Origin of the sequence: Arthrobacter sp. Soil763 (assembly GCF_001428365.1) — a bacterium.
Lineage (GTDB): Bacteria > Actinomycetota > Actinomycetes > Actinomycetales > Micrococcaceae > Arthrobacter.
In genome coordinates, this window is record NZ_LMSH01000007.1 from 35,664 (window position 1) to 59,437 (window position 23,774).

General features: G+C 68.3%; 22 protein-coding genes and 1 tRNA gene. 13 read left to right on the plus strand and 10 right to left on the minus strand.

Annotated elements, in window-relative coordinates; genetic code table 11:
- Nucleotides 1-119: 119 nt before the first annotated feature.
- Complete coding sequence (locus ASG71_RS16070; protein ID WP_056741182.1) at nt 120-974, minus strand: flagellin; 855 nt, start codon at nt 972-974, stop codon at nt 120-122.
- A 283-nt stretch (nt 975-1,257) separates the two neighbouring features.
- Here ASG71_RS16070 and ASG71_RS16075 point away from each other — a divergent pair, with 283 nt between their 5' ends.
- Genes ASG71_RS16075 through fliW form a run of 4 tightly spaced genes read left to right on the plus strand, consistent with a single transcriptional unit; the run spans nt 1,258 to nt 4,472 of the window.
- A complete protein-coding gene (locus tag ASG71_RS16075) occupies nt 1,258-1,743 on the plus strand; it encodes a flagellar protein FlgN (RefSeq protein ID WP_056741184.1) in 486 nt (161 codons plus the stop codon).
- Nucleotides 1,744-1,753: 10 nt separating this feature from the next.
- Nucleotides 1,754-3,160: a flagellar hook-associated protein FlgK gene (gene flgK / locus ASG71_RS16080; RefSeq protein ID WP_056741186.1), complete on the plus strand. Its 1,407-nt coding sequence runs from the start codon at nt 1,754-1,756 to the stop codon at nt 3,158-3,160.
- A gap of 2 nt (nt 3,161-3,162) precedes the next feature.
- On the plus strand, nt 3,163-4,086 hold the full coding sequence (gene flgL / locus ASG71_RS16085; protein WP_056741188.1) for a flagellar hook-associated protein FlgL: 924 nt from the start codon (nt 3,163-3,165) through the stop codon (nt 4,084-4,086).
- Nucleotides 4,083-4,472 (plus strand): flagellar assembly protein FliW, encoded by a 390-nt coding sequence (gene fliW, locus ASG71_RS16090; RefSeq protein WP_056741190.1) that lies wholly within the window; start codon nt 4,083-4,085, stop codon nt 4,470-4,472. Before flgL ends, fliW begins: the two co-directional genes overlap by 4 nt.
- A gap of 124 nt (nt 4,473-4,596) precedes the next feature.
- Here the strand turns inward: fliW and ASG71_RS16095 are convergent, their stop codons facing one another.
- Nucleotides 4,597-4,899, minus strand: a complete 303-nt coding sequence (locus ASG71_RS16095) for a DUF4193 domain-containing protein (RefSeq protein WP_056741192.1) — start codon at nt 4,897-4,899, stop codon at nt 4,597-4,599.
- A gap of 141 nt (nt 4,900-5,040) precedes the next feature.
- Between ASG71_RS16095 and ASG71_RS16100 the strand changes: the two genes are divergently transcribed.
- Nucleotides 5,041-5,388 carry a hypothetical protein gene (locus ASG71_RS16100; RefSeq protein WP_056741194.1) on the plus strand — a complete coding sequence of 116 codons (348 nt, stop codon included), beginning with the start codon at nt 5,041-5,043 and terminating at the stop codon, nt 5,386-5,388.
- Nucleotides 5,389-5,423: 35 nt separating this feature from the next.
- On the opposite strand, the gene ASG71_RS16105 is transcribed toward ASG71_RS16100, so the two are convergent.
- From ASG71_RS16105 to ASG71_RS16120, 4 genes are all read right to left on the minus strand, one after another.
- Nucleotides 5,424-5,912, minus strand: coding sequence for a GyrI-like domain-containing protein (locus ASG71_RS16105; RefSeq protein ID WP_056741196.1), 489 nt, complete (start codon nt 5,910-5,912; stop codon nt 5,424-5,426).
- 107 nt (nt 5,913-6,019) lie between these two features.
- Nucleotides 6,020-6,679: a LutC/YkgG family protein gene (locus ASG71_RS16110; protein ID WP_056741198.1), complete on the minus strand. Its 660-nt coding sequence runs from the start codon at nt 6,677-6,679 to the stop codon at nt 6,020-6,022.
- On the minus strand, nt 6,676-8,211 hold the full coding sequence (locus tag ASG71_RS16115; RefSeq protein ID WP_056741200.1) for a LutB/LldF family L-lactate oxidation iron-sulfur protein: 1,536 nt from the start codon (nt 8,209-8,211) through the stop codon (nt 6,676-6,678). The genes ASG71_RS16110 and ASG71_RS16115 overlap by 4 nt, the downstream gene beginning before the upstream one ends.
- Complete coding sequence (locus tag ASG71_RS16120) at nt 8,208-9,011, minus strand: (Fe-S)-binding protein (RefSeq protein WP_056741202.1); 804 nt, start codon at nt 9,009-9,011, stop codon at nt 8,208-8,210. Before ASG71_RS16120 ends, ASG71_RS16115 begins: the two co-directional genes overlap by 4 nt.
- A 184-nt stretch (nt 9,012-9,195) precedes the next feature.
- On the opposite strand from ASG71_RS16120, the gene ASG71_RS16125 reads away from it, so the two are divergent.
- The 4 genes from ASG71_RS16125 to ASG71_RS16140 all read left to right on the plus strand — a co-directional run bounded on the left by ASG71_RS16125 (nt 9,196) and on the right by ASG71_RS16140 (nt 15,222).
- Complete coding sequence (locus ASG71_RS16125) at nt 9,196-10,932, plus strand: L-lactate permease (RefSeq protein WP_056741204.1); 1,737 nt, start codon at nt 9,196-9,198, stop codon at nt 10,930-10,932.
- 73 nt (nt 10,933-11,005) lie between these two features.
- Entirely contained in the window at nt 11,006-11,752 is a 747-nt protein-coding gene (locus ASG71_RS16130) for a FadR/GntR family transcriptional regulator (RefSeq protein WP_056741206.1), read from the plus strand.
- Between the two features lie 26 nt (nt 11,753-11,778).
- The gene (locus ASG71_RS16135) at nt 11,779-14,631 is read left to right on the plus strand and encodes an FAD-binding and (Fe-S)-binding domain-containing protein (RefSeq protein ID WP_056741209.1); all 2,853 of its coding nucleotides are present in this window, start codon (nt 11,779-11,781) and stop codon (nt 14,629-14,631) included.
- Between the two features lie 45 nt (nt 14,632-14,676).
- Entirely contained in the window at nt 14,677-15,222 is a 546-nt protein-coding gene (locus ASG71_RS16140) for a hypothetical protein (protein ID WP_056741211.1), read from the plus strand.
- A 200-nt stretch (nt 15,223-15,422) separates the two neighbouring features.
- On the opposite strand, the gene ASG71_RS16145 is transcribed toward ASG71_RS16140, so the two are convergent.
- Together ASG71_RS16145 and ASG71_RS16150 are read right to left on the minus strand one after the other, a co-directional pair.
- Nucleotides 15,423-15,499: transfer RNA gene (locus ASG71_RS16145), tRNA-Thr, on the minus strand.
- Between the two features lie 158 nt (nt 15,500-15,657).
- On the minus strand, nt 15,658-16,548 hold the full coding sequence (locus ASG71_RS16150; protein WP_056741213.1) for a DsbA family protein: 891 nt from the start codon (nt 16,546-16,548) through the stop codon (nt 15,658-15,660).
- A gap of 177 nt (nt 16,549-16,725) precedes the next feature.
- Here ASG71_RS16150 and ASG71_RS16155 point away from each other — a divergent pair, with 177 nt between their 5' ends.
- Nucleotides 16,726-18,267: an alpha,alpha-trehalose-phosphate synthase (UDP-forming) gene (locus tag ASG71_RS16155; RefSeq protein ID WP_056741215.1), complete on the plus strand. Its 1,542-nt coding sequence runs from the start codon at nt 16,726-16,728 to the stop codon at nt 18,265-18,267.
- Nucleotides 18,257-19,069: a trehalose-phosphatase gene (otsB, locus tag ASG71_RS16160; RefSeq protein ID WP_056741218.1), complete on the plus strand. Its 813-nt coding sequence runs from the start codon at nt 18,257-18,259 to the stop codon at nt 19,067-19,069. The genes ASG71_RS16155 and otsB overlap by 11 nt, the downstream gene beginning before the upstream one ends.
- Here otsB and ASG71_RS16165 read toward each other — a convergent pair.
- Nucleotides 19,066-19,473: a glyoxalase gene (locus ASG71_RS16165; protein ID WP_056741220.1), complete on the minus strand. Its 408-nt coding sequence runs from the start codon at nt 19,471-19,473 to the stop codon at nt 19,066-19,068. The genes otsB and ASG71_RS16165 overlap by 4 nt on opposite strands.
- A gap of 268 nt (nt 19,474-19,741) precedes the next feature.
- On the opposite strand from ASG71_RS16165, the gene ASG71_RS16170 reads away from it, so the two are divergent.
- The gene (locus tag ASG71_RS16170; protein ID WP_056741222.1) at nt 19,742-20,824 is read left to right on the plus strand and encodes an ABC transporter ATP-binding protein; all 1,083 of its coding nucleotides are present in this window, start codon (nt 19,742-19,744) and stop codon (nt 20,822-20,824) included.
- Between the two features lie 118 nt (nt 20,825-20,942).
- On the plus strand, nt 20,943-22,355 hold the full coding sequence (locus tag ASG71_RS16175) for a DUF4032 domain-containing protein (protein WP_056741240.1): 1,413 nt from the start codon (nt 20,943-20,945) through the stop codon (nt 22,353-22,355).
- A gap of 38 nt (nt 22,356-22,393) precedes the next feature.
- On the opposite strand, the gene ASG71_RS16180 is transcribed toward ASG71_RS16175, so the two are convergent.
- Nucleotides 22,394-23,764 carry an FAD-binding oxidoreductase gene (locus ASG71_RS16180; RefSeq protein WP_056741224.1) on the minus strand — a complete coding sequence of 457 codons (1,371 nt, stop codon included), beginning with the start codon at nt 23,762-23,764 and terminating at the stop codon, nt 22,394-22,396.
- Nucleotides 23,765-23,774: the final 10 nt, after the last annotated feature.

The following is a 23,774-nucleotide window of genomic DNA, read 5'->3' on the forward strand; positions in this document are numbered from 1 at the left end:
CGATGGTTTCGCCATCGTCCGGCCCTTCCGCCGTTTAGTGATCGGGGGTGTCTCTTCGTCCGATCACGGTGGCAGCCGTACAGTCCTACTGCTTGAACTGCCGGCCTACCGGATCCGGACTAGCGCAGGAGCGAGAGAACGCCCTGGCTGGACTGGTTGGCCTGCGCCAGCATTGCGGTGCCGGCCTGGGACAGGATGTTGGCCTTGGTGAACTTGACCATTTCCGAAGCCATGTCGACGTCGGCGATGCGGGACTGAGCGGCCTGCAGGTTTTCACCGGCAACGTTCAGCGACTTGATCGTGTGCTCGAGGCGGTTCTGGGCAGCACCCAGATCTGCGCGGGAAGCGGACACGGCGCCAATGTGCGTGTCCACGGTGGCGATCGCTGCTGCCGACGTGGTGGCGTCAGTGAAGGTCAGGCCCTTCACGGCGGTGGCGATTGCCTTGACGTCCATGCCTGCAGAGTTGGTGGAAACAGTGATCTGGTTGTCAGCAGTGGTGGAACCGGCACCGACCTGGAAGGTCATCTTGCCCGTACCGTCGCCTGAGGTGGCGCCGGAGAGGAGCTTGATGCCGTTGAAGTTGGTCGCCGAGCTCATGCGGTCCAGCTCGTCGCCGAGAGCCGTGACTTCCTTGCCGATCGCCGTGCGGGCGGCGGCGTTGTTGGAGTCGTTGCCGGCCTGGACGGCGAGGTCACGCACACGCTGCAGGATGGAGTGGACCTCGGTCAGGGCGCCTTCAGCGGTCTGGATGACCGAGATGCCGTCCTGGGCGTTGCGGGCGGCCTGGGCCGAGCCGGTGACCTGGGACTTGAGGCCCTCGGAGATGGACAGACCTGCTGCGTCATCGCCGGCGCGGTTGATGCGAAGGCCGGTGGACAGCTTCTCCAGGGACTTGGAGAGGTCGGTCTGGGTGGAGTTGAGGTTGCGGTACGAGTTGTTCGCCGCGAGGTTGTTGTTGATAACGAAGCCCATGGTATTTCCTCCGTGAGTTGGGACTGTAAGCGATGGCCCGTCCGTGGGCCTTCAGCAGTAGCTATCGCCACCCGAGCGGCATAGGTAAGGAGAAATCCAAAATTCTTTTCTGAGTTCCGGGCCGCCCATACTCCGCCTGTTATCAGCCTTATTTCCGCTAACGGGTGCGGAAATCCTGCCGATAGTTTGTACGAACCCTGCTGCTGGCTGCATCGTCCGCACGATGAATTTGCGCCTCGGCACCGCCGCACCACTCGCACCTATAAAGGGAGCCGTCCGAACCATGGCCATCCACGAACTTTCCGCCCTGCTGTGGCGGGAGCGTGAACTCCTGGACGTTCTGACCTTCAAGCTGGAGGAAGAACAGCTGCTGCTCACCGCCGGCAAGTCCCGCTGGCTGCCGCACGGCACCAAGGAAGTCGAACAGGTCCTGGGCCACCTCTCCCAGGCGAGCCTGGCCCGTACCATCGAAGCCGCCGTCGTCGCCGAAACATGGGGCCTGCCCACCGATGCCACCCTCGGCGAGCTCGCGGACGCCGCGCCGGAAGGGGCCTGGGCCGAAGTGCTCCGGGCGCATCTTGCAGCACTCACCCGCCAAACCGCCCTGATCAAGGAACTCCGCGACTCCAACGAGCAGTACCTGCGCACCGCTGTCCGTTCCACCCAGGAATCCCTCGCGGACCTGCGTCCTGCCGCCGCCGGGACCTACGACGCCCACGGCAGGACCGGGGATACCGCCGGCTCCCGCATCTTCGACCAGCAGTTCTAAGGAAGCGACCATGAGCACCTTCGGCGCCCTGAATACCGCCTACCGCGGACTGACCGCCGCCCAGCAGGGTATGAACGTGGCCGGGCAGAACATCGCCAACGCCGCCACGGAGGGCTATACCCGCCAGCGCGTCCAGCAGTCCGCTATTGGCGCCCCCGCTCCGGGGATGTTCAGCAACGGCATCGCGCAGACCGGCCAGGGCGTCTCAGTGGACGCCATCGCACGGCTGGGCAGCACCGTCCTCGACGCCGGCGTCCGCAGCGCCGCCGCCCAGGCCGGGTATGCCGGCATCCGCTCCACCGCTTTCCAGGGCGTCGAAGGCATCCTGCAGGAGCCGGGCGACAACGGCATCTCCGCCGCGCTCCAGGGCTTCTGGTCCGCTTGGCAGGGCGCCGCGAACCAGCCGGACGACGACGGGCCAAAGGGGCTCCTGCTGAACGCGGCCACCTCGCTGACGGAAAAGATTTCCTCCGCCTACCAGTCCCTGCAGGGTCAGTGGAGCAGCGTTCGCGCCCAGGCCGCCGACGCCGTCGACGTCGTCAACGCGGCAGCCAGCCAGGTCGCCGCCTATAACGCCACCATTCGTTCCACGCTGGCCGCCGGGGGCTCCGCCAACGAACTGATCGACGCGCGGGCCAAGCTCACCGAGACCATCTCCCGGCTGGCGGGCGGCACCGTCCGCGAACAGGCCGACGGCACCGTCGATGTGCACATCGGCGGCAACGCCCTGGTGATGGGCACTTCGGTCCGCGGCCTTGAACTCTCCGGCAATCAGGCATCCAACACCCTCGGTTCCACCGTGCAGCTGCTGTGGAAGAACCCGGCGGGGGTGGCCTCGGCCGACGGCGGGGAGATCGCCGGCGCACTCTCGGTGCTGGCCCCCGCCTCTTCCGGCGGCGCCATCGCCTCCGCCGCGGAGTCCTACAACACGCTGGCCACGGCCCTGGCTACGGCTGTGAACACCGTGCACCGCACCGGCGAAACCGGAACCGGCGCCACCAACGTCGACTTCTTCACCTTCGGCGCCGCCGTTCCGGCCGCGCTCGGTCTCAAGGCCCCAACCAACACCGCCGACATTGCCCTCAAGGCACCCGGCAAGGGCGCCCTGGACACCAGCATCGCGGACCAGATCTCGCAGCTCGGCACGGCTGCGGACTCGCCGGACAAGCTCTGGTCCGGGATCGTCACCGGCATCGGCGTCGAATCCCGCGGCGCCCAGCAGCGTGAGGCGCTGACCCAGGCGGCCCAGGCCTCCGCCGTGACCAGCCGCGCCTCGCAGGCGTCGGTAAGCCTGGATGAAGAAAACGTCAACCTGCTCACCAACCAGCACGCCTACCAGGCGGCCGCCCGGGTGATGACCGCCGTTGACGAGGCACTGGACGTCCTGATCAACCGCACCGGACTGGTAGGAAGGTAGCCATGCTGAACCGCGTAACGAACCTCACCATGAGCGCGGCCGCGCAACGGACCCTGCAGACGCAGCAGGCCAAGCTGGCCGAGCTGCAGGATAAGGCCACCTCGCTGAACAAGATCTCGCGCCCCTCCGACGACCCCGCCGCCACGGCCCAGGCCCTGGCCACCCGCTCGCTGCAGGCGGCCAACGCCCAGTACGGCCGGAACATCGGTGACGGTAACGCGTGGCTCGCCGCCGCGGACTCCGCGCTGGAACAGGCCACCAATGTGATGCGCCGGGTCAAGGACCTCACCGTGATGGCCGGGAACGATTCGCTGCCGCAGTCCGGCAAGGACGCGATCGCCGCAGAGCTGGAATCCCTGAACCAGGATCTGATCTCGATTGCCAACAGCCAGCACCTGGGTCGGAACATCTTTGCCGGGAGCTCGGACGCCGCCGGCGCGTTCACCCGGGGAACACCCCGCGATCCCAACGTCCCCGGCGACACCGGCACCCCGCCCACGTACAACGGGACGGGCTATAACCCCGTAGAGCGGCGGATCAGTGCCACCCAGACCATGCGGGTGGACGCGGACGGCGCCGGGATCTTCGGCAACGGCAACGGCTCCGTTTTCGACGTCGTGAGCAAGTTGGCTGCGGACCTAAGGACCGGGGTGGACGTTTCACCGCGGGTCGCCGACGTCGACACCGCGTTTAAGAACATCGTCAACGGCCGTGCTGAAATTGGAACACGGCAGGCACAGCTGGAACGTGCCGGCAACGTCAACACCGAAATGGAGGCATCCTTGGACGCCCAGCGGACCGGCATCGAAAAAGCTGACCTCGGCAGCGTGATCATGGACCTGAAGCTGCAGGAAACGAACTACCAGGTGGCCCTCGCCGCCACGGCCCGGGTCCTGCAGCCGACCCTGATGGATTTCCTGCGATGAACTCCGTCCTGAGCAGCATTCCGGTGACGTTCACCGCCCCGATGCCGGGGCTGGAAATGGTCGAGGACTTTGCCCTGCGCAGCATCGACAGCGCCCCCGGGCTGTTTGCCCTGGAGTCGGGGTCCGGGCCGGTGCGCCTGTTCCTCGCGGATGCCGCCCTGTTCGTCCCCGGGTACAACCCGCCGCTGCCGGCCGCGGCGCGGGAGGCGTTGGAGCTCGGTGACGGCGAAGGACCGCAGTTGCTCGTCGTGGTCAACCACTCCCCCAGCGCCACCACGGTGAACCTCATGGCGCCGATCGTACTCAACCCCGCTTCCCGGCGCTGCACCCAGCTGGTGCTGGACGGTAAGGAGTATCCGCTGCGCGCGGAGCTTGGCGCCGCCTAGCCAGAACCCGGGCACAGTCCCGGAGACAGCAAAGCGCCGGACCCCGCGGGGTCCGGCGCTTTGCTTTAACTCTGTGTAAATCCGTGGAATCAGCCCGTTAGCCGGGCGGCCGGGAGGGGAAGACTTAGCCTTCGCAGTCGCGGCAGTACTTCAGGCCGTTCTTTTCCTTGGCGACCTGGGACCGGTGACGGACCAGGAAGCAGGACGAGCAGGTGAATTCATCGGACTGTTCGGGAACAACAATGACGGTCAGTTCTTCGCCGGAGAGATCGGCGCCGGGGAGGTCAATGCCCTCTGCGGTGTCGTTCTCGTCGACGTCGATAACAGCAGTCTGGGCACCGCCGCCACGGGATGCCTGAAGGGCCTCCAGCGATTCAGCGGGAGACTCTTCTTCTGTCTTGCGTGGGGCGTCGTAATCGGTAGCCATAGCGGGGTTCACTTTCGTTGCTGCACAGCGCCATTTCAGGCACCTCAGTGAAGCAGTTTAGGGCATGATGCTGGGAGTTAGAGAATAGTGTGCTTAAAGCGACATTCCGCGTCGCGCGTCGAACGAAACCGGAGGCAAACGATGGCTACGAAACTGAACAAGCAGGCGCTTTCCCACGCCCGTCAACTGATCAAAGACGGCAAGGTTCAGCGCGACACCCGGGACGACTGGAGCGAGCACGCCCCGTCGGCTGAGCAGGAGAACAAGTTCATCGAAAAGAACGGCTTTACCGAGTTCTCGCACTGGCACCTGGGCCTGGATGCTGAGGCGTCGAAGGAAACCAAGGGCAGCGTGACCTTCCCCTTTGGCGACTTCAAGAAGGTCCACCGCTGCGCCGTCGTTTCGCTTGAGAGCCGGGCCGCGCAGCACGGCCACGACGACATTGCCCAGGCGGCCAAGAAACTCCTCGAGGAGATCGACGCCGACTAGCCCCGTGTCCGCGAGGGGCCGCGCCGGGCGCCGGCTCAGGAGACCGGCCAGACCACCAGGGTCTTCCAGACTGCCGGGTCCGGTTCTTTGGCCGGGTCGCTGAGGTAGTACTCCCACATGGCTTCTCCCGGAGTCAGCCCCTCGGCCTGCATTTTCGCCATCACGGCACCGTAGGTTTCCGGCAGGGTGTCATAGGGGCCCACATGCATCGCCTCGAGGGCGCGGCCTGCGGGAAGCACGCCGGCCCTCACCCCGGGGGCGTCCCCGCCGGGATAGGCGGCCGCCAGCGGGAAGCCGGCTTCGACGTCGACGACGTCGGTGGGCATCCCCCGGTACATAGCGAACGGCGGACCGGCCAGCTGGACGTTCTGTTGCTCCACCGCGGTCATCACCGACTTATAGGCGCGGTCAAAGAATTCCCGCAGCGCATTCATGGGCACCGTCTCACGCAGCACCGCAGTGGGCTGCTCCGCCAGGTCGGTGGTCTTGATCTCCCGCTTGGTTTCCGGATTCGAATCAGTCATAGCGCAAGGCTCCGCCGTGGCCGCGGAGTGGTCAAGGGGCTCTTGGCCCCGGACCGGGCCGGTCCCCGGAGCAGCAGCGCCGCCGCGCCGCCGGGCCGGGGCCGGGGTCAGCGGCTGATGATGACGTCGAGACGGCGCGGGCCGTGCACGCCTTCGACGCGTTCGAGTTCAATGTCGCTGGTGGCGCTCGGACCACTGATCATGGTCAGCGGCCGGATGCCGTCGATGCGGCGCAGCGCCTCCGGCAGGATTCCGGCGATGTCCGTGGCAGCCACGATACAAATGTGGTGGTCCGGCACCAGGCTGATCGCGCGCCGGCCCTGGTTCGGGCTGCCGTCCAGGATGATGGTTCCCGTCTCGGCGACGGCCACCGCGCTGGCGGTCACGACGGCGTCGATGCCGTCCAGTTCCGCAACCCCCAGCGGCGCGCCGGCTGCGTCCACCCGGCGCCGTTCCGTGCCAGCGCCTGCGGCGCGGCCGGTGGAGGTGCCGTCGTCGACGGCGGCCAGCCAGCCGGCGTCGAGCCCGGCAGGCACCACGTAGCTGCGCGCCTCGGCGAGCAGTTCGGCGACCCGCGCCGGAACCTCGGCGGCGGGTACCACGGAGACCTGCGCCTTGTAGTCGACCAGCCGGTCCACCAGCAGAAGGATCAGGGCTTCCTCATCCAGCTCGGAGGTGGTCCGGTACTCCCGCGGAACCGGAGGCGCCGCCGGGGCGTCGCTCAGTGCGGAGCGGATGCGGCCGAGGATGTCCTCGCGAGCGCTCATGCCTGCCCTTCTTTCCCTTGCGTCGCAGTCTCCTGCGGCGGGACAACGCCATCGTTCGGATTCCCGTGCTCCCTCGCCCACCAGCTGCGGAAGGATTCCGGCGGCGGGGCGGGGATGTCGCGGCTTTGGGTCCAGCCCGCGGCGATGCCGGGCAGCTTGCTGATTTTCTTGTCCGGCCCGGCCGCGAGGCGGCCCAGGGGAAGGCCCTTCTCCACCAGGCCCAACCGCTTGCCGGAGGACAGCGCCCAGGACGCGGCCTTCATGCCCACGTCCATCTGGCTGGGCAGCTTCTTGGTGCCGCGCTTGCTGTCCACATCCTTGCTGCGCAGGTGCACCAGGATGTCCGGGATGTTGATCTTCACGGGGCACGCGTCGTAGCAGGCACCGCAGAGCGAGGAGGCGTAGGGCAGGGAGCTGTTTTCCTCCGCTTCGATGCCGGTCAGCAGCGGCGAGAGGATGGCGCCGATCGGGCCGGGGTAGGTGGAGCCGTAGGCGTGGCCGCCGGTCCGCTCGTAGACCGGGCAGACGTTCATGCAGGCACTGCACCGGATGCAGTGCAGCGCGGAGCGGCCCATCTCATCGGCGAGCGCGGCGCTGCGGCCGTTGTCCAGCAGCACCAGATGGACGTTCCGGGGTCCGTCTCCCTCCGTGACGCCGGTCCATAGCGAGGTATAGGGATTCATCCGCTCGCCGGTGGAGGAGCGCGGCAGCAGCTGCATGAACACCTCCAGGTCCCGCCAGCCCGGCAGCAGCTTCTCGACGCCCATCACGGTGATGAGGGTCTCCGGCAGCGTCAGGCACATTCGGCCGTTGCCCTCGGATTCGACGACGGCGAGTGTCCCGGAGTCGGCTAGCGCGAAGTTGGCCCCGGAGACGGCCACCTTGGCGGTCAGGAACTTCCTCCGCAGGTGGGCGCGGGCGGCCATGGCGAGCACCGCCGGGGAATCGGTGAGTTCCGGGTCGGCGTCGGGCATCTCGCGCAGGAAGATGTCCCGGATCTGGGTGCGGTTCTTGTGGATGGCCGGGACCAGGATGTGGCTGGGCTTGTCGTGGTCCAGCTGGACGATCAGCTCGGCGAGATCCGTTTCGAAGGCCGCGATTCCCTGTTCCTCGAGGTATTCGTTGAGCCCGATTTCCTGGGTGGCCATCGACTTGACCTTGACCACCTCGGTCTCGCCGGTATCGCGGATCAGCCCCGCCACAATCGCGTTGGCCTCATCGGCGTCGCGGGCCCAGTGAATCACCCCGCCGCGGGCGGTGAAGTTCGCCTCAAACTGCTCCAGCAGCTCGGGCAGGCGCGCCATCACGTTTTCCTTGATCGCGGAGCCGGCGTCGCGCAGCTGTTCCCAGTCCGGCAACTCCGAGACCACCTGGAGTCGCTTGTCCCGGATGGTGTGCGTGGCGTGGCCAAGGTTGGCGCGCAGCTGGGCGTTGCCCAGTTCGCGGTGCGCAGCCTTGGGGAAGGATTCGGCGGCGTGCAGGTTGCCCGAGCCGAAGACCGGCAGGGAGGGCATGCCCAGGAAGGTACTCATCGGCTGGCCTTTCCGGTGGTGACGCGGACGTCCCCGGTCACGGAGGCCGGCGCTTCTAACGTACTGGCCAGGATCTCGGCCAGGTGCAGGGTGGTCGCGGCGCTGCCTTCGCGGGAGAGGCCGCCGCCAATGTGCATCAGGCAGGAGGCGTCCCCTCCGGTGCACAGGGCGGCGCCGGTGGAGCGGATGTTGGCCGTCTTATCCGCCAGCATCGCGGAGGAGACGTCCGCGTTCTTCATCGAGAACGTGCCGCCGAAGCCGCAGCACTGGTCGGCCTCGGGCAGCTCGGCAAGGTCGATGCCGGCGACGCTGCGCAGCAGCCGGGCCTGCCGGTCGCCCAGCCGGAGAAGGCGCATGCCGTGGCAACTGGGGTGGTAGGTGACCCGGTGCGGGAAGTAGGAGCCCAGCTGGGCGGCGGCGTCGGTCACCCCCAGCACGTCCACCAGCAGCTCGGAGAGCTCGTAGGTTTTGGCGCCGACGGCGGTGGCCCGGGCTTCCAGGGCGGTGTCGCCGCAGGAGCGCGCCACCATGGGGTGCTGGTGCTTCACCGAGGCGACGCAGGAACCGGAAGGGGCGACGGCGACGTCGTAGTCTGCCGAATCGAAGGCGGCCACGTGGTTGGCGACGACGGGGACCGCCTCCTTGAGGTAGCCGCTGTTGACGTGCATCTGGCCGCAACAGGCCTGCCCGGCCGGGAACACGACCTCGTGCCCGAGCCGTTCGAGTATGCTCACGGTGGCCTGGGCGGTGCGCGGATACATCGCATCGACGATGCAGGTGGCGAATAATGCGATTCTCATGACAGCCTTCCGGGGCCCGCTGGACGTGTGGTCTGACCAAAGTAAAGCACGTGGCCACCGTCACCCACAACAGACAGCCGCCGCGTGAACGCGCTCACATGAGAGTGAGATGTAGGCTACACTCTCATGGTCCGACCACAGTGGTCAGACCAAAGCCGTCGTCTCTCAACGCAGAGGAACTTCCGTGGACCACTTCACTCCCACCACCGATCCGGTGCTCAACAGCGTGGCCTGGTCGGCCATCGTCGGCCTGTTGCCGCTGCTGACCTTCTTCATCCTCCTGGCCGTCGTCAAGACCAAGGCGCACGTGGCCGGAGCCGCAGCCCTGCTGGTGGCGCTGTTCGTCGGTATCGCCGCCTTCCACATGCCTGCCGGCCTGGCCATCCTGTCCGCGACCCAGGGCGGCGTCTTCGGCGCCTTCCCCGTGCTGTGGATCGTCGTCATGGCCGTCTGGCTCTATCAGGTCACGGTCCTCAGCGGCCGGTTTGAGGACCTGCGCCGGGTGTTCGACGCGATCGGCGGCGGCGACGTGCGGCTGCAGGCCGTCCTGGTGGCGTTCTGCTTCGGCGGGCTGCTCGAGGCCCTCGCCGGGTTCGGCGCCCCGGTCGCGATCACCGCCACCATGCTGCTCGCGCTGGGCCTGCCGCCGCTGCGGGCGGCCGCCGCGGTCCTGGTGGCCAACACGGCCCCTGTCGCCTTCGGCGCCATGGCCATCCCGATCACCACCGCGGCCGGGCTGACCGGGCTGCACGCCACGGACGTTGCCTCCATCGTCGGCCGCCAGGCCCCGCTGCTGGCGACCTTCGTGCCGCTGATCCTGCTGTTCATCATCGACGGCCGCCGGGGCCTGAAGGACTGCTGGCCGGCCGCCCTCGTGGTGGGCGCGTCGTTCGCCGTCGCCCAGTTCCTCTGCTCGAACTACTTCTCCTACGAACTCACGGACATCCTCGCCTCGCTGGTGGGCCTCGGCGCCGCCGTCGTCTTCTTCCGCCTCTGGAAGCCCAAGGGCAGCGAAGCGGCGCGCGGGCGGCTGGGTGACGCCGCCGTCGCTGCCGGCACCGCGGCCGGTGGCCGCGACGACCACCGCGGCAACGCAACTGTCGCCACCGTCGAGAAGACCGCGGACGGGGGGCTGACGCCGTCCCGCACCTGGCTGGCGCTGTTCCCGTACTTCCTGGTGATCGTGGTGTTCGGCATTGCCAAGCTCTGGAAGCTGGGCGTGGACCTGCCGGCGTTCCTCGCCGCCACGGACGTCAAAATCCCTTGGCCGATCCTGCACGACGCCCTGGTTAACGCCGAGGGCAAGCCGGTGTCCTCCACCGTCTACTCGTTCCAATGGCTCTCCAGCCCGGGCACGCTGCTGCTGATCACGGGCCTGTTGGTCGCACTGGTGTACTCCAAGTACGACGACGGCGGCCGGTTCCGCCTCTCGGTGGGCGACGCGGTCCTGGAGATCGGCCGGACCATCGTCAAGATGCGCTGGGCCGGGCTGACCATCATCACGGTCCTCGCCCTGGCGTACGTCATGAACAACTCCGGCCAGACCGTCTCGATCGGCACCTGGCTGGCCGGTACCGGCAGCTTCTTCGCCTTCCTCTCCCCGGTGCTGGGCTGGCTGGGCACCGCCGTGACCGGGTCGGACACCTCGGCCAACGCCCTGTTCGCCAAGCTGCAGCAGACCGCGGGCATGAAGGCCGGCATCGATCCGAACCTGCTGGTGGCCGCCAACACCTCCGGCGGCGTCGTGGGCAAGCTGATCAGCCCGCAGAACCTCGCCATCGCGGCGACCGCGGTCAACATGGACGGCCAGGAATCGGTGATCCTACGTAAGGTAGTCGGATGGAGCGTGGCTCTGCTGCTGGTGCTGTGCACCCTGGCCTTCCTGCAGTCCACCCCTGTCCTCGGCTGGATGCTGCCGTAGCCTCCCGCCCCGCCCACTTCCGGAGTGCGGGCCGCCAGCGGCCCGCACTCCCCCGCCCGGAAGGAATCCGCCTGTGACCAGCGCCGCAGCAGGAGCCGCCCCCCGCCGTCGTACCTATGACGCGCTCCTGCAGGACATCGAGGCAGACCTGCGGTCGGGCAAGATCAAGCTCGGCGACCGCCTCCCGGGTGAACGCACCCTGGCGGAGAACTACGGCATCTCCCGGGCCTCGGTGCGCGAAGCCATCCGGATCCTTGACGCCATGGGCGTGGTGCGCAGCTCGGTCGGTTCCGGCCCCACCTCCGGCGCCATCGTCATCTCCGACCCGTCCGCGGGCCTGTCCTCGGCGCTGCGGCTGCATGTGGCCAGCAGCCGGCTCCCGGTCGAAGACATCGTGCAGACCCGCATCCTGCTGGAAACGTGGACCGCCCAGGCGGGCGCTGCCCGCAGCGGCGGCGAGGCGGAACTGGAGCAGGCCGCCCGGCTGCTGGAGGCCATGGACGACCCCGCTATCGACCGGGCCACCTTCCACGAGCTCGACGCACGGTTCCACGTGGCCCTCAGCTCGCTGGCCGGAAATGCCGTGGTAGCCACCATGATGGAGTCCCTCAGCGGGTCGATCGTCGGCTACGTCAAAGGCGCCATGGACGCGATGGAGTCCTGGCCCGAGGTCCTGGCGGTGCTCCGGAGCCAGCACCACGGCATCTTCGACGCCGTCGAGGCGCGCGACGGCGAACTCGCGGCCCGCCGGCTGCGCGAACACATCGAATGGTTCTACCAGCGGGCACGCGAAGCCGTCCCGCCCCTCCCCACCCCCTAACACCACGCACGACCCTGGAGCAGCGCATGACAGCCACGGCAGCCGCCACATCCCTGATCGACCAGCTGGACCCGGAAACCGTCAGCAGCCGGGACCTGGACCGGCGGGCCATGGCGCACGACGCCTCGCATTACCTGCTCATCCCGCAGGGCGTCGCCACTCCCCGCAGCGCCGACGACGTCGGGCGCATCCTGCGGCGCAGCCGCGAACTCGGCCTCCCCGCCACCTTCCGCTCCGGCGGCACCAGCCTGTCCGGCCAGGCCGTCAGCGACAGCCTGCTCATCAACACCCGCCAGCACTTCCGCGGCATCGAGGTCCTCGACGGCGGCGCCCGCGTCAGGGTCCAGCCCGGCGCCACCGTGCGCAGCGTCAACGCCCGGCTGGCGGCCTTCGGACGCAAGCTTGGGCCCGACCCGGCCAGCGAAATCGCCTGCACGGTGGGTGGCGTCATCGCCAACAACTCCTCCGGGATGGCCTGCGGTACCGAGTTCAACACCTACCGGACGCTGGAGTCGATGGTGCTTGTGCTGCCCTCGGGCACAGTGATTGACACCGGCGACACCGACGCCGACACGCGGCTGCGAGCCCTCGAACCCGACCTCCACGAAGGCCTGCTCCGGCTCCGCCGCCGGGTGGCCGGAAACGCGGACTCGGTGCGCATCATCACCTCGCTGTTCTCGATGAAAAACACCATGGGCTACGGGATCAATGCCTTCCTCGACTACGAACGCGCCGTCGACATCCTGATGCACCTGATGATCGGCAGCGAGGGCACTCTCGGCTTCGTCGCGGAGGCGGTCTTCCGGACGGTCGAAGTCAAGCCCGCCGTGGCCACCGGGTTGCTGGTCTTCAACGCCCTCGACGCCGCCACGGCCGCGCTGCCCGACCTGGTGGCTTCCGGCCTGGCGACCATCGAGCTGATGGATGCCGCCGCACTGAAGGTCGCCCAGCTCGCCGCGGACGCCCCCGCGGCCATCCGTTCGCTGCCGGTCCGCGGGCACACGGCGCTGCTGGTCGAGCACCAGGGCGCGGACGCCGCGGAGCTGTCCGCCCGGCGGCAGGACTCCGAGCCGCTGTTCGGGTCGCTGGACCTGGCCGCGCCGTTCGCCCTGACCACGGACCCCAAGGACCGGGCCGCGCTCTGGCACGTCCGCAAGGGCCTTTACACCACCGTGGCCGGCGCCCGGCCGTCGGGCACCAACGCGCTGCTGGAGGACATCGTGGTGCCGGTCCCGGCGCTGGCGGACACCTGCAGCGAACTGACCCGGCTGTTCACCGAGCACCGCTACGAGGACTCTGTGATCTTCGGCCATGCCAAGGACGGGAACGTCCACTTCATGCTTAACGAGCGCTTCGACGACCCGGACCAGCTGCTGCGCTACCAGGCCTTCACCGACGACATGGTGGACTTGGTCCTCGGCGCAGGCGGGTCGCTCAAGGCCGAACACGGCACCGGGCGGATCATGGCGCCGTTCGTCCGCCGCCAGTACGGCGACGAGCTGTACGAGGTCATGCAGGAAATCAAGCGGCTGATCGACCCGGCCCGCCTGCTTAACCCGGGCGTGCTGCTCGCGGACGAGCCGTTGTCCTACATCGAAAACCTCAAGGTGGCGCCGACCGTGGAGGAAGAGGTGGACCGCTGCGTCGAGTGCGGCTACTGCGAACCGGTCTGCCCGAGCAAGGACATCACCCTCACGCCGCGGCAACGGATCGTGCTGCGGCGCGAGATCGCCGCCGCGGAGCAGCGCGGCGACGACGCCCTCGCCACCCGGTTGCGGAAGGATTACGACTACGACGGCGTGCAGACCTGCGCGGCCGACGGCATGTGCGTCACCGCGTGCCCGGTGCTGATCAATACCGGAGACCTGGTCCGGCGGCTGCGCCAGGAAAATGCCAACACCGTCGCCGCGGCCGGCTGGAGCGCTGCCGCGGACCGCTGGGGCGCTGTCACCGCCGGCGGCGGCCTCGCCCTGACCGTGGCGAAGAAGGTGCCGGCACCACTGGCCAAGGCCGCGACCGCCGTCGGCCGGGCGGTACTGGGCGCCGAGACCGTCCCGGCGTACGACGCCGTCCTGCCATCCGGCGGTTCGAGGCGCCGGTCCCGGCAAGACCCGGACAGCGTCGCGGTGTTCTTCCCGGCCTGCATCGGGACCATGTTCGGCCCGGCCGACGCGCCGGGCAGCCCACCCGGCGGGTCCGGCGGGGCTGCCAAGGGCTCCGCCCAGGCCTTCCTGGACCTCTGCGAGCGCGCAGGGGTCGCCCTGACCATCCCGGAAGGCATCGGCAGTCTCTGCTGCGGCACCCCCTGGAAGTCCAAAGGTTTCTCCGAGGGCTACGCGGCGATGTCGGTCAAGGTCCTCGACCGCCTGTACGAGGCCAGCGGACAGGGCAGCCTGCCCGTGGTGTGCGACGCCGCGTCCTGCACCGAAGGCCTCGAAACGATGAAGCGGCTCGCGGCCGAATCCGCGGAGCGCTACGCCGGGCTGCGGTTCGTGGACTCGGTGGAGTTCGTGCACCAGCACGTGCTCGGGCAGCTGACCGTCACCGCGCCGGTGGGGTCGATGGCCCTGCACCCCACCTGTTCCTCAACGCAGCTGGGCACCAATGGCGCGCTGATGGACATCGCCCGGGCCGTGGCCGGGGACGTGTTTGTGCCGCTGAACTGGGGCTGCTGCGCCTTTGCCGGCGACCGCGGCCTGCTGCACCCCGAGCTGACGGATTCCGCCACCCGCACCCAGGCCGCCGAAATCAACGAGCGCGACTTCGAGGCCTACGCCTCGACCAACCGCACCTGCGAACTGGGCATGTCCAAGGCCACCGGCCGGCCCTACCGGCACCTGCTGGAAATCCTTGAGGAGGCCACCCGGCCGGTGGGGTGAGCGCGGCCCGCTTGCCTTCCGGCGGGTGGTCCGTAGACTCGGCGCATGTCTATTCTTGGGGGAATGACGACGGCGCGTTGGACAGCGGCGCTGGCCGCTTGCTTGGTGCTGGGACCCGCGCTGACCGGTTGCGCCTACGAGGACGACGCCGGCCCCCGCCCCTCGGCGGCCGGCTCCAGCGGCCGGCCGGGGTTCACCGTCCCGGCCAAGGACCCTGACGTTTTGTCTGTCGAAACCCGCAACTACGCGGAGCTGGAGCGGCGCCTGGCCATAGCACCCGGAGAGGCTCTGCTGGCGGATTCAGGTCCCGCCGACGGCCCGGGTGTCGGCTTCCAGAAGTCAGGCACGGTCAAGACGGCCGGGCCCCACTCCGTCACGGCGGCCTGCGTCGGCCTCCCGCACGCCCAGATCTACCTCACCCAGAACATCTCTGGCGGAAACCAGTACACGGTCCTTGAGATCGACTGCTCGGAAACCCGGACCCAGGTCGTTGAGCTGGCTGCGGGGCCCGTCGGCGCCCAACTCACCCGCGTTCACCTAGGCGGCGCCTGGACCGGAGCGGTTGCCGGGCTCAGGATCACCGCCGAATGAAGCTTATGGGCTGGCATGTGGCGGTTCTACTGTCCCCCACTCCAGCCCTCCGGGGCGCCTTCGGGCCCGGTTCGGCGTCTTCAGGCCTGGAGACCCGGCGTGTCCGCGTCAAAGTGCCCCCGGACCGCCGCGGGCAACTTCGCGAGGAAGAGCAAAAAACCCCTCCGCCCCGGGCAGAATCACCGGAACGGAGGGGTTCGTGGAGCCCCCTGTCGGATTCGAACCGACGACCCCCGCTTTACAAGAGCGGTGCTCTGGCCAACTGAGCTAAGGAGGCAATCCGCCGTCGTCCGCTGGCCTCGTGAAGGGCCGGACGCTGGGCGCTAGACAAGGGTAGCCCACGGAAGCCTGCCGGTAAAAAATGCCGGCAACGCACCGGCAACGCAACAGCCCGGCCCGGAAAACCGGTGCCGGGCTGTTGGCGTGCGGCGCCGGTTACTTCTTGGCGTCGACCGCTGCCTGCAGGAACTGCTCGAACGGGGTCTGGGCGCTGGCGCCCTTGCCCCACTGCTTGCCCTCGACGAAGACCGTCGGGGTGCCGGTGACGCCGATCGCCGCGGCCTCCTGGGTCGTGTACTTCACGTACGGGCGGTAGGTCTTGTCATCCACGCACTTGTCGATGCTCTTGGCGCCGATGTCGGTGGCCATCTTCTTCAGCTCGTTATCGGAGAGGCCGGCACCGCCCTCGGCAGGCTGCTTGGCGAACAGCTCGTCCACGAACGCGGAGTACTTCTCCGGCGATTCGTTCACGACGCAGGCGGCGGCGTTGGCCGCGCGGGAGGAGTAATTGGTGCTGGAACGGCTGTCCAGGAAGCCCAGCGGACGGTACTCGACCGTGATCTTGCCGGCGTTGCGCAGCTCGGTGAGGGTGCTGTTGTACTGCGCTTCGAAGTTCTTGCAGACCGGGCAGATGAAGTCGATGTAGAGGACCACCTTGACCGGCTTGCCGGCCTCGGCCTCGGCGCCCGGGGCCTTGATGTCCGCCGGCGGCGTGGCCGCGGGCGAGGGCAGGTCCGCGACGTTGACGGTGGCCGGTTCGGTCTTGGCTACCTCTGTGTTGGCCAACAGGGTGACGCCGCCGTGGACATTGCCGTTGGCCGGCGTCGGGCCGGAATCCGCCACGGGGGCGTTGTTCTTGATGTTGGAGGTAACCACCAGTGCCACGATCACCACGATGGCGACGACGGCGGCGACGATGCCCCAGCCGATCAGCAGCTTGTTGCGCTTTTCCTTCTTCAGCTGGGCTTCGCGGATCTCTCGGGCTTTTTCGCGTGCCGCGGCGGTGCGTTCCGCTTTGGACTGACGGGGTTCGTTTGCGGGGCTCATTAGTTCCTCGTGTCGATCGGCCTGGGATGGTCCACTGGGTGGCAACTTCATCATTTTAGGGGAGAAACCCGGGAGCTTGCGCTTTCAAGTTTCCTCCGTGTGCCCAACGGACGAATAGCACGGAAGATTCCGCGCGGCTAGGGTGGACAAGAGCCACAAGCGACCCAGGGGGCACCAATGCAAGCAACGGAGCGCGCCGAGCAGAGCGCCGAGCAAGAACCTGCACAGACAGCTGACGGAGGGCCGCACGCCGAGCCCGCCGCCGACAAGCATACCGACGCATCGGAACCAGGGGCCACCTTCGACTTCATGGTGGTTTCCAACCGGATGCCGGTGGACCGCTGCTCGCCTGACGAGCCGGGCTGCGAGGACGGCTGGCGCCGCTCCCCCGGCGGGCTGGTGACCGCCCTGGCGCCGATGATGACCAAGACCGACGGCGCCTGGGTGGGCTGGCACGGCGCCCCCGACGAGCACCTCGAACCATTCAGCCACGGCGGCATCGACCTCATTCCCGTCCAGCTAAGCACCCGCGACGTCGAGCTCTACTACGAGGGCTTCTCCAACGCCACCCTGTGGCCGCTGTACCACGATGTGATCGCCCCGCCGGAGTTCCACCGCGCCTGGTGGGACACGTACCGGAAGGTCAACAAGCGGTTCGCCGACGCCGTCGTCCGCTACGCCGCGCAGGGCGCCACTGTCTGGGTGCAGGACTACCAGCTCCAGCTGGTGCCCAAGATGCTCCGCGAGGCACGACCGGACCTGACGATCGGCTTCTTCAACCACATCCCCTTCCCGCCGCCGGAGATCTTCGCGCAGCTGCCGTGGCGCCGCGCGATCATCGACGGCCTGCTCGGCGCGGACCTGGTCGGATTCCAGCGCAGCAGCGACGCCGGCAACTTCATGCGCTCCGCCCGCCGTTTCCTCGGCGCCAGCGTCAAGCAGCAGCAGGTCCACGTCAAGGGCGCCGACGGCGAAACGACCCACATCGCCCGCGCGCAGGCGTTCCCGATCTCCATCGACGTCAAGCAGATCAGCGAACTAGCCCAGCGCCCGGAGATCATCGAGCGGGCCAAACAGATCCGCCGGGACCTGGGCAACCCCAAGACCATCCTGCTGGGTGTGGACCGGCTGGACTACACGAAGGGCATCCGGCACCGGCTCAAGGCCTACGAGGAGCTCCTCGAGGACGGCAAGGTCACGGTGGAGGACGCGTCCCTGATCCAGGTCGCCAGCCCCAGCCGCGAGCGCGTCGAACAGTACCGGCTGCTGCGCGAGGAGGTGGAGGGCACCGTCGGGCACATCAACGGCACCTTCGACACCATGCAGAACACGGCCGTGCGCTACCTGCACCACAGCTACCCGATCGAGGAGATGGTGGCCCTGTACCTGGCCGCCGACGTCATGCTGGTCACCGCCCTGCGCGACGGCATGAACCTGGTGGCCAAGGAGTACGTCACGGCCCGGACCAACAACGACGGCGCCCTGGTGCTTAGTGAGTTCGCGGGCGCGGCCGACCAGCTCAAACAGGCCCTGCTGATGAACCCGCACGACATCGACGGGCTCAAGGACACCATCATGCGCGCGGTCAACATGCAGCCCGCGGAAGCCGCGCGGCGAATGCGTGCCATGCGCAAGCAGATCCTGACCAACGACGTCGACCTCTGGTCCGCGGACTTCCTGAGCGCGCTCAAGGAAAAGGTGGTCCGCGATGACTCCTGATCCCAGCACCCCCGGAACCGACGGCCCGCTCTCCCCCGAACTGCTCGCCGCCGTCCGCCGCGTCGCCGGCACGGACCAGCTCCTGGTGGCGATGGACTTCGACGGCACCATGGCCCCGCTGGTGGACCACGCGGAGGACTCGCGGGCGCTCCCCCGCTCCGCCGCCGCATTCGCCGCCCTGGCGGAGCTGCCGCGGACGACGACGGCGCTCATCTCGGGCCGGGCGCTGGACAGCCTGCGCGCGGTCGCCCTGCCCCCGGAGCGGACGCTGCTGATCGGCAGCCACGGCGCCGAGGTGTGGATGGGTCCCGGGTCCGCCGAAATCGAGCTCGACGCAGGACAGCGCGAACTTCTCGCCGAGGTGCGGCGCGTTTTGGCGGAGATCGTGGACGTCGCCCCCGGCACCCTGCTGGAGGACAAGCCGGCCGGCGTCGTGCTGCACACGCGGCTGGCGGCGGACGACGTCGCCGAGGATGCGGTGACGGCGGCCAAAGCCGTGCTGCAGGACCGCCCCGGCGTCTTCCTGAAGACCGGAAACCGGGTGCTGGAGACGTCGGTGATCCACGCGTCCAAGGGGGAGGGCGTGTCCTTCCTGCGGCAGGCGACCGGCGCCACCGCCGTCGTCTTCGCCGGCGATGACACCACCGATGAGGATGCCTTGGGCAGCCTCATCCGCGGCGACCTCGGCGTCAAGGTCGGCCAGGACTTTACCCAGGCCGAATTCCGGGTGCAGGACTGCGAGCAGGTGTCCGATTTCCTCGAGGCGCTCCTGCGCGAGAGGACAAACGCCGTCGGCGGCTAAGCGGCGGACTCGGGTTCGTAACCGATCAGCCAGTGCAGCCCGTGGCGGTCGATGACCTGGCCGTCGGAGGCGCCCCACGGCTTCTCCGCGAGGGGGTCCACCACGCGGCCGCCGTCGGCAAGCTTGTCGAACCACTCGTGCAGGACTGCCGGTTCCGCGGCCCCCAGCAGGGAGAGCATCAGGCCCTCGAACCGGACGGTCTTCTCCCCCGCCGGCGCATCCGAGCCCGCCAGGCCCACGACGCCGCTCAGTTGGCCATGCGCGATGGCATCCGGCGGACCGTCCGTGCGGTTGAACTCTTCGTAGCTGAACAGGGCAAGGTCGCCGCCGAAAACATCCGCGTAAAAGCCCAGGGCTTCACGCGCGGTACCGGGGAAACTGACGTAGATCTGCAGTGAGGTCATGGGCACAGCCTACAGACGCCTCATCCGCGGACGAAGGGCCTCCGGTTAGGCGGATCACACGTGAGATCCGTAACGTTTCGACCCCAAACCGAAAAATCTGACATACTCTGTATGTGATGTGGCGCACAGCTACCGCGCGGCGTCGCGGCTGCTCCTCGGCTTCGGCCGGGGAGCACGCGCATCCGCTGAGCGGATGCCACAACTGAATACAAAGAACCATTCACTACGGATCGTCCGGCACGTACCTGCCGGTGAAGGGATGATAACTGTGGCAACAGTTACTTTTGACAACGCTACGCGTCTGTACCCGGGCACAGAGAAGCCCGCTGTTGACAAGCTCAACATTGAAATCGCCGACGGCGAGTTCCTGGTCCTCGTTGGACCCTCCGGCTGTGGAAAGTCCACCTCGCTGCGCATGCTCGCAGGTCTCGAGGATGTGAACTCCGGCCGGATCCTGATCGGCGACCGCGACGTCACCGATGTTCCGCCGAAGGACCGTGACATCGCCATGGTCTTCCAGAACTACGCGCTCTACCCGCACATGACGGTCGCCGACAACATGGGCTTCGCCCTGAAGATTGCCGGCGTCAGCAAGGAAGAACGCGCCGAGCGCGTCCGCGAAGCCGCCAAGCTCCTGGACCTCGAGCCGTACCTGGACCGCAAGCCGAAGGCCCTCTCCGGCGGCCAGCGCCAGCGCGTCGCCATGGGCCGCGCGATCGTGCGTAACCCGCAGGTCTTCCTGATGGACGAACCGCTTTCCAACCTCGATGCCAAGCTCCGCGTGCAGACCCGCACCCAGATCGCGTCGCTGACCCGCCGCCTCGGCGTCACCACTGTCTACGTCACCCACGACCAGGTGGAGGCCATGACCATGGGCGACCGCGTCGCCGTGCTCAAGGACGGCCTGCTGATGCAGGTAGACACCCCGCGCAACCTGTACGACAAGCCGAAGAATGTCTTCGTCGCCGGCTTCATCGGCTCCCCCGCCATGAACCTGCTGGAGCTCCCCGTCGTCGACGGCGGCGTGCAGTTCGGCGGGACCGTCTACCCGGTGCCGCGCGACGTGCTCGAGGACGCCTCCGGTTCCACCGTCACGCTGGGCACCCGCCCGGAGGACCTCGAGACCGCGCCGCAGGGCGAAGGCCTCCAGGTCGAGGTCGACGTCGTTGAAGAACTCGGCGCCGACGCGTACGTCTACGGCCACACCACGCTGGACGGCAAGGACCACGACATCGTGGCCCGTGTCGACGGCCGCCGTCCCCCGATGAAGGGCGAGACCATCTGGGTCCGTCCGCAGTCGGGCCACGTGCACCTGTTCGACACCAAGACCGGCCTGCGCCTCGGCGACTAACCGCTCTTCCCCGGCGGCGGTCCTCCTCCTGGAGGGCCGCCGTCGGCGTTTAGCCCGCCGGCTTTAGGCAGCGGCCGCTCCCGTACGGGAGAATTGCACCATGACCGAGGAAAACCGCATGACCGAGGACAACGGCGCCCAGTGGCACGACGAACCCACTGACTACGGCCAGATCGGCAAGCTGCCGCGGTACGAGGCCGCCAGCGCCCACGACGCCAAGATGGTGGCCAGCTCGCTGAGCATCACCGCCGCCGCCACGGAGCCCGAGCTGCTGGACCTGCCCTGGCACATTGCCCTGGAGGACTGGCCGGCCGAATACCTCGCTGCCCTCCCCCGCGGCATCTCCCGGCACATCGTGCGGTTCGCGCACCTGGGCGGCTCGGTGATTGCCATCAAGGAAACCTCGGAACACATCGCCCGGCACGAGTACCACATGCTCCGCAAGCTCGCCCGGCTCGATGTGCCCTGCGTGGAGCCGGTCGCGGTCATCACCGGCCGCACCACGCCCGAAGGCAGGCCGCTGAACCCGGTACTGGTCACCCGGCACCTGAAGTTCTCCATGCCGTACCGGGCCCTGTTTTCCCAGATGCTGCGCAAGGACACCCTGACCCGCCTGATCGACGCCCAGGCGCTGCTGCTGGTCCGGCTGCACCTGATCGGTTTCTACTGGGGCGACGTCTCGCTCTCCAACACCCTGTTCCGCCGCGACGCCGGCGCCTTCGCGGCCTACCTCGTGGACGCCGAGACCGGCGAGCTGTACCCGGACCTGTCCACCGGGCAGCGGGAGTACGATCTGGAAATCGCCCGCGTCAACATCGCCGGCGAACTCATGGACCTGCTCGACGGCGGCCTGATCGAAGAAAAGGTGGACCCCGTCGCCACCAGCGAGCTGATCATGGAGAGCTACCGCCGGCTCTGGAGCGAGCTGACGGCCAAGGAATCCTTCGAGATCGGCGAGCGCTGGCGGGTCGCGGCGCGGATCCGGCGGCTCAACGAACTGGGGTTCGACGTCGAGGAGTACGCCATCAAGACGACCCAGAACGGGTCCACCATCCAGCTCCAGCCCAAGGTGGTCGACGCCGGCCACCACCAGCGGCGGCTGCTGCGGCTGACCGGCCTGGACGCCCAGGAAAACCAGGCCCGGCGCCTGCTCAACGACATGGATTCCTTCCGGGCGGACAACAACCCCGGGATGGATGAAGAATACAGCGCCCACCTCTGGGTGAGCCAGATCTTCGAGCCAATCGTCCGCGCCATTCCCCGCGACCTGTCCGGGAAGCTGGAGCCGGCCGAGGCCGTGCACGAGATCCTGGAACACCGCTGGTACATGTCGGAGAAGGAAAACCGGCACATTCCGCTGGCCGAGGCCGTGCAGTCGTACATCGATTCGGAGCTGCGGCACCGCCGGGACGAGGCCGCGATCATGCTCAACCCGGACACCGAGCTGCTCAAGATCCTCGAGGTCGAGACGGAGGAGTCGCGCTACGGCGAAGGCGAGTCCGACGAGGAGTACCCGGACTCGGACGACTAGGCGGCCCCGGACCCGGCGGTCCGGGCCCGGTAGCGGCGCTAGATGGCCTTGCCGGGGTTGAGGATCCCGGCCGGGTCGAAGAGTTCCTTGATCCGGCGCTGCAGTTCGCGCACGGGTTCCTTTTGTTCCAGCCCCAGCCAGCGCAGCTTGTACTGGCCCACGCCGTGTTCGCCGGTGATGGTCCCGCCCATTGCGAGCGCCACCGTGACGGATTCGTCCAGCGCGGCGCCGAGGCGCTCCAGCGATCCGGGGTCGACGCCCTCGTCCGCCCGTTCCACCCAGAACGTCGGGTGCAGGTTGCCGTCGCCCGCGTGGGCCACCACCTTGAGCCGCACTGCGTGTTTGACGGCCATCGCTTCCAGTTCTGCGACGTAGTCCACCAGCCGCGAGCGCGGGACGGCGACGTCCTCGCCCACCCGGTACTGGTCATCGACTTCGACGCCGCGGCTGTGGCGGCGCAGTTCCACCAGCTGCTCGGCCTCGGCGTTGGGTTCCATGGTCACCACGGCCCCGCCGGCGGCGAGCACCGGACGGATGGCTGCGGCCTCCGCGGCGGCACCGAAGCCGTCGGTCTGGATCAGCAGCAGCGACGCGCCCCGGGAGGCCAGGTCCGAGCCGTGCGCCTCGTCGAGCTGGACGAGTGAGCCGCCGTCGAGCAGTTCCATGATGGCCGGCTGCACCCGCGCCCTGCCGACCGCGAGCACCCCGGCCGCGGCGCTGCGGAAGTCCGGATAGAACGCGGCGATGGTGTGCACCTCGCGCGGCAAGTACTTGAGCCGGACCGTGATTCCCACGACGATTCCCAGGGTCCCCTCGGAACCGACGAACAACCCGGTCAGGTCGTAGCCGGCCACACCCTTGAAAGTCTGGTGCCCGGTGTGGATGAGGCTGCCGTCGGCCAGGACGACGTCGAGGGCGAGCACCGAGTCCCGGGTCACCCCGTACTTGGCACAGCGCAGGCCGCCCGCGTTGGTGGCGACGTTGCCGCCGATGGTGGACTGCTTGTAGCTGGCCGGGTCCGGGGCGTACATCAGCCCGTGCACCGCGGCGGCAGCATTGAGGTCCGCGTTGACCACGCCGGGTTCGACGACGGCGGTCTCGTCATCCGGGTTCAGGTCCAGGATCCGGTTCATCCGTTCCAGGCTGAGCACCACGCAGGCTTCCGTGGCGTGGGCGCCGCCCGAAACTCCGGTGCCGGCGCCGCGGGCCACGAGCGGGATGCGGCGGGCTGCGCACGCCCGGACCACGGCCTGGACGTCCTCGACGGTCTCGGCGCGGACCACGGCCTGCGGCAGCTGGTAGTCCAGCACCGGCGCCTGGTCAACGGCGTAGGCGGTGAGCGTCTCCTCATCGACGGCGACTTTCTCCGCACCCAGGGCAGAGGTCAGGTCATGGATGATGCCGCGCATGATGGTCTCC